Source organism: Streptomyces sp. SID13726, assembly GCF_010548375.1.
Lineage (GTDB): Bacteria > Actinomycetota > Actinomycetes > Streptomycetales > Streptomycetaceae > Streptomyces.
Genome location: NZ_JAAGLY010000197.1, coordinates 1 through 570, shown reverse-complemented (window position 1 = coordinate 570; position 570 = coordinate 1). Strand labels below are relative to the sequence as shown.

Genomic DNA, 570 nt, shown 5'->3' with positions numbered 1-570 from the left:
GAGCTCGACGGCGGGGCGCAGCGTGTGCCCGTAGTTGAGGATCTCGCGCAGGCCGGCCTCCTTGAGGTCCTCCCCCACGACGCGCGCCTTGACCGCGATCGAGCGCTCGACGAGCTCGGCGACGACGGCCCAGGTCTCGTCCGTCGTCGGGCGCGTGCCCCACGCGCTCAGCGCGTCGGCGTGCTCCTCGACGAGCTCGAGGATGCGCTCGTCGGCGATGAAGCCCGTCTTGACGACCTCCGCCATGCCGGCGACGAAGTCCCAGCGCCCGAGCGACTCGAGCGCCGCGAGGTCGCACAGCACGCCCGCGGGCGGGTGGAACGACCCGACGAGGTTCTTGCCCTCGGCGGTGTTGATGCCCGTCTTGCCGCCGACCGCCGCATCGACCATCGCGAGCAGCGTCGTCGGCACGTGCACGACGCGGATGCCGCGCAGCCACGTGGCGGCGACGAACCCGCCGAGGTCGGTCGTCGCGCCCCCGCCGACCGTGACGACCGCGTCCGTGCGCGTGAAGTCCAGCTGGCCGAGCACGCCCCACAGGAAGGCCGCGACCTCGGCGGTCTTGGCCTC

At 73.3% G+C, this 570-nt stretch carries 1 protein-coding gene; it reads right to left on the bottom strand.

All coding sequences use genetic code 11. From position 1 onward, the window contains the following. The coding region (locus tag G3I78_RS47135) for a 3-dehydroquinate synthase family protein (protein WP_275424928.1) at positions 1-570 on the bottom strand (570 nt) is incomplete at both ends.